Here is a 4,704-nt window from a genome sequence, read left to right on the forward strand (position 1 = left end):
AGTTGTATGAGTTGGATGAGGATTTTTTTAAGGCCGATGAGAAATCGGAGGTAGTGGCGTGATAATTAGCGAAGGAACTAACGAATAATGGCCAAGAGAAAACTATCACAAGACCAAAAAAGAAGGCTCAAAAAGAGGAACGTTTACGTCAAACTAGAGGTCGTCCGTTTTAGCTTGAGTTTTTAGTCTGGTAAGCCTCCTGTATTGCTCTCGCTAATAAATTCGAGTAATTCTTCTACTAAAAAGTTTTGCCCTATTGTCAGACCCACAGCAAATGTAAGTATTGCAATAACTAATAAGATTAATCCAATGACACGCGGTCTCAATTTTACCACTCACTTAACTGAGCTTTAGTTTAAATCAATTTATATAAGTATTTACTTTTGAATATTAAAATGACAACTCGATGATTGTGCTCGGTAAACTGATTTCAATGCCATGAAGGTTTGAAACATGAATGTCCCACGCAGGACTGAGGGTTGTCTTTTCTCAAAAAGTGAAGCCAGAAACAAAACAGATTAACGTTTAGTTATTAAAATTTTCCCTTCTGTGAATTCATACCAGAATTCATCACGAGAGTACTCACCTTCTGGCATTTTTTGGATCCTCAATGTGGTACGGAATGTATGCCATTCTTCTAACTCAGTCTTTGTAAGACTTATCACACCGTCAACCATATGCTCAAGCGCTCTAAGGTAATGTTCCTGATGTGCATCGGCATGCACTATCATAACCAATACTCTGTCAGTTTTCTTCTGAGCTGCTATTTGGTGTTGTAAATATGCCAATGGTGCTTTTTCGATATCAGAAGTTGCAACCATTGTTGAAAAACTATCAACGACGCCTCGAATTTGAATCTGCGGGTTTACATGGAGTAGAGCTGACCTCACGACTTGGTTCACTTCACGAGTATCTGAGATGTTGCGGACGAAATATTTTGTCTCAGGTCTGAACTCTCCCCAAGAAAAGGGGTCTGTGAATGCATCAATATATATGAGTCGCCTAGTCTCTGTAACGATTTCGGGGTTTACTCCTAACGCATTTAATAAACCTGAGTAAAATACAAATGGATGTTCTGTGCTTAAGATATATCCATATTCACCCTTCCGTAAAGCTTCCGTAAGAAATTTCATAACCAGTGGAGCTGGCTCTACACCAACTTTATCTTCTATTAATATAACTGATCCTCTAGGGATTCCTCCTCCTAATGCTAAATCTAATGTTGGAATACCAAATTTGGCTTTTGTAAGTTTTTTTTCTTCTTCCAAAATTGTCCCTTCCTATTATAATTGATTATTGTGTCCCTTTGGTATAATTTCGTCGAATTGTTTCTTATAATACTCCCCTGTTTCCTCTGATATAAAGTTTTTTTCTTTCAGTTCAGATAAGCCTTTGAACAAAACTTCCTTCTTTGCCTTATCTGTTGTAAAATTTAACTGCAACAAAGCCTCATCAAAGATTTTCTGTAGTTTTTGATCTCCTTTTAACTTATCATTAATCATTTTATTTAATGCACTGATCCTTTCTTGAATCGGATGTGTTGTTGATTTCATTTGTTCATTAAGAGCTTTTGAAGACTCTAAGTCAATGATAACAGGAAGTCTTGTGTTTAACCTAGTACGGTTTCTATCATCTTTCTTCGCATACTTGTTAAGAATAAGCGGAATATACACCAATTTATGTTCATTAACCTTTTCAATCCATTTTGGTTGAAATAAAAATGATGGTGTCCATTGAGTGCTTTGAAGGGTTGATTCCGTATTGTTTAGTGCTTCTTTAAGGCTATTTATTTCTTTTAGTAGTTGTTGCTTTAGAAGTTCTAACTCTTCTAGTTTTTTTTGCTTATCATTTTTCAGGTTCACGACTTTTTGCTGTTCATTTTCTATTCTTTCAGAATTTTCCTTCTCAAGCTTCTCTTTTTTAGATTCATATTCCTCATAAATATATTTTATTTTGTTATTGCATTTCTCATAGGAATAAGTAATTCTTCGAACGATATCTTCTATCTTTTTTGCGTCTTTCTTTGCAAATTTAACCATGGTGCTAGCTTTGTTCAATATATTTTCCACAAACTGTTCTCCTTGAGCTTTTTGAACTTCATTGATTTCTTTATATGTATCACGTACTTCTACATACAGCAAGCGAAGAACGTTTATATGGGGCTCTAATTCTTCTCGAAGCGTATGTATTTCACTATTTGTTTTGTTTTGTTTGTCTTCATTTAATTGATGGATTTTATTTTCTAGCATTGCAGTATATTCACTGATATTTTCATTCACTTTTGTAGTCATTTGATTGAGTTGTGAATCATAATTCTCTTCTTGTATTGTGCTCGTTTTAGCAATATCTTGAACCCAATTAGAGCTATTAGTTAAAACGGCTTGTTTAAACTCCTTGAACTCAACAAGGTTTTTGTCTATTGAAGACAGGAGATTATTGAATTCTTTGGTATATTCTTTTGCAGTGGTTTGTGATATTAAAGGCATAATGGGAATAATCTCTTCTTTATCAGTTTTTTTTGCGAGTTCAAGTAGAGAGGAAATCATTTCCATTAAATCTGGTTTAAAAAATCCAGAAATCTTTAGTTTATCTTTTTTTGGGCTTCTTTTCGATATTTCTGTCTTAATACTCTTTAGAATGTTCAAATAGTCATCTATCTCGACATTTAGTTTCTTTAAGTCGTTATAACGAGGAGGGGTTGTTATCTGGATATCTGCGCTTGAGATCTGTAGCCCATCAATAAAATACCCATAGTTTGTGTCAATAAGAAACGTCCAAAAAGGCCAACCTATTTTCGAAAATCCAATTATATCTTCATCGTCCTCTTTGTTCATATCCGTAGTCATAAATTGAATTGCAAATTCTATCGCCTGTGAAATCAGCGATTCTGCGTCTTTAATAGTTGCTTCTTTTTCAGCTTCTACTGTCCCTAGCACAAAAGGAACGAAAAGATGCGTATCTATTGATTCCATTTTTGAGCCTTCTTACATTATCATTGATAATTAACTATTTAACGACTTAATGGTTTTTATGAAAAATAAGCATTAGCAATAACTAGTAGGAGATAAACCTTTGACTGAAGAAAAATTTATTCGATTCTCAGTAAGTCTGTCAGAGGATTTACTAAACGAATTCGATAAAATTAGGCAATTAAGTGGTTTTGAAACCCGAAGCGATGGAATACGATCTGCAATGCGAGACTTCATTGTCAATTACAAGCAGTTAGAACAATTAGAGGGTGATCGTGCGGGAACTATCACTATTATACTCGATCATCATGGAGAAGCGGGGGTTATGGACCAATTAACTGATTTGGAACATCATAATAGATCCATTATTACGGCGAATCTCCACATTCATCTAGATGAAGAAAATTGTATGAATATTCTAGCCGTCCGTGGGGATGTAGAACAAATAAAGAATTTGGTTAGTAAACTCAATGCATTGCCACTTAAATATATCCGTCCAACATTGACAGTCCCTGGAGAAGAAATCCCAACGTAAATTGGGGCGAATGGATAATCACCACTAAACGATTGTTGCTTTGAAAACAAGATGTAAAAAAATGAAATGTGATTAATTAAGCCTTAGATATTGATAAATCTAAGTACTATACTGTTTCCTCGATTTTATGCAAGAGGCGGTCACTAAATTTCTTTTTATAGACAATATAGGCCACTATTATGACCACAATGGCCACGAGGGTGATCGTCTCAAAGAAATCAATTGCTTCTGCTAGACCTGCATATGTGCGCCCGACAATCCAACCAAGGGCAGCCAAAGAAAAACAACGCGGCAGTGCCCCAAGAAATGTCCAAATTGTGAATTTTTCAACTCTAATTCGTAAAACGCCAAAAATAAAGGACATTACAGAAAGTGGGATGATTGGGATTGCCCGTAATGTAAAGATAATGCCTGGGATAGCCCCTGGACGTGCTTCAAATTTATTTTGCATAATATCAAGTTCTTCTACTGAGACTCCGAAGAGCCATTTGTATTTTTGAATCGCTGGACGTCCACCGTAATATCCAATCCCATATCCGATGTAGGAGCCTAATGTTGATGCAAACGCACCAACTACTGCGATTAATAGAAGTTGGATTATCGCAGCAGTTATTCCTAGATCTGGGGACAGCAAAATGAACCCCGCTCCCATCATTATCAAAGGAGAGGGAATAGGAATAATAACTGACTCGATTATTACACCCAGAAATACTCCCAATAAACCTAATGTACGTATCCAGTTTATCACGGTAGTAGTGAAGGTTTCTACTAATTCTCCAAGAATCATAATATATTCAACCATCCAAGTTTAGATTTTGAAAGCAATGAGTCAAACATGTGGAATCATTAAAAATCTTACTATGACTAAGCCAGAAAGCACTACAGCTTCAGCGTGGTGATGAATGGCGCGAGGTTTATATAGTTTGTGAAGATAGGTTATAGGAACAGCAAGACGGCTCAAAACATTAGCACGGGGGAGTTCACACCATGCAACAGGTGATTACGGGAGTGCCGACCGCACCCTCAAAAAACGAAGCCATCAAAGCTACCTTGAAAGCTACTAAAGCGCGCCGCACGCGTCAACGCTGTCGGGTGTTTGAGGTAAAACTCGACAGCTCCCACCTTAACCAGCACACACAAGCACAGTTGAAGCGTTTATTTCTGGAAGCCAAATGGCTGTATAACCATATTCTCTCGCAG

The 4,704-nt window shown here is 36.4% G+C and carries 5 protein-coding genes and 1 pseudogene; 2 read left to right on the top strand and 4 right to left on the bottom strand.

Annotation, left to right across the window (positions count from 1 at the left end):
* Positions 1-182: 182 nt before the first annotated feature.
* The 3 genes from QVB70_RS12210 to QVB70_RS12220 all read right to left on the bottom strand — a co-directional run bounded on the left by QVB70_RS12210 (position 183) and on the right by QVB70_RS12220 (position 2,972).
* Positions 183-326: a hypothetical protein gene (locus QVB70_RS12210; RefSeq protein ID WP_287586626.1), complete on the bottom strand. Its 144-nt coding sequence runs from the start codon at positions 324-326 to the stop codon at positions 183-185.
* A 192-nt stretch (positions 327-518) separates the two neighbouring features.
* Positions 519-1,268, bottom strand: a complete 750-nt coding sequence (locus QVB70_RS12215; protein WP_287586628.1) for an RAD55 family ATPase — start codon at positions 1,266-1,268, stop codon at positions 519-521.
* Between the two features lie 15 nt (positions 1,269-1,283).
* Positions 1,284-2,972 carry a hypothetical protein gene (locus tag QVB70_RS12220; protein ID WP_287586631.1) on the bottom strand — a complete coding sequence of 563 codons (1,689 nt, stop codon included), beginning with the start codon at positions 2,970-2,972 and terminating at the stop codon, positions 1,284-1,286.
* A 100-nt stretch (positions 2,973-3,072) separates the two neighbouring features.
* Between QVB70_RS12220 and nikR the strand changes: the two genes are divergently transcribed.
* On the top strand, positions 3,073-3,504 hold the full coding sequence (gene nikR / locus QVB70_RS12225; protein ID WP_287586633.1) for a nickel-responsive transcriptional regulator NikR: 432 nt from the start codon (positions 3,073-3,075) through the stop codon (positions 3,502-3,504).
* Positions 3,505-3,610: 106 nt separating this feature from the next.
* Here nikR and QVB70_RS12230 read toward each other — a convergent pair whose 3' ends face one another.
* Complete coding sequence (locus QVB70_RS12230) at positions 3,611-4,291, bottom strand: DedA family protein (RefSeq protein ID WP_287586635.1); 681 nt, start codon at positions 4,289-4,291, stop codon at positions 3,611-3,613.
* A gap of 200 nt (positions 4,292-4,491) precedes the next feature.
* Here QVB70_RS12230 and QVB70_RS12235 point away from each other — a divergent pair.
* Positions 4,492-4,704, top strand: a pseudogene (locus QVB70_RS12235) (hypothetical protein); the annotation flags it as partial.

Source organism: Candidatus Borrarchaeum sp. (assembly GCF_019058535.1).
Classification (GTDB): Archaea; Asgardarchaeota; Sifarchaeia; order Borrarchaeales; family Borrarchaeaceae; genus Borrarchaeum; species Borrarchaeum weybense.

Bases quoted from the DNA above. Each gene is read 5' to 3' on its own strand.
- QVB70_RS12220 (WP_287586631.1), bottom strand. From the start codon at position 2,972: ATGGAATCAATAGATACGCATCTTTTCGTTCCTTTTGTGCTAGGGACA.
- QVB70_RS12230 (WP_287586635.1), bottom strand. From the start codon at position 4,291: ATGATTCTTGGAGAATTAGTAGAAACCTTCACTACTACCGTGATAAAC.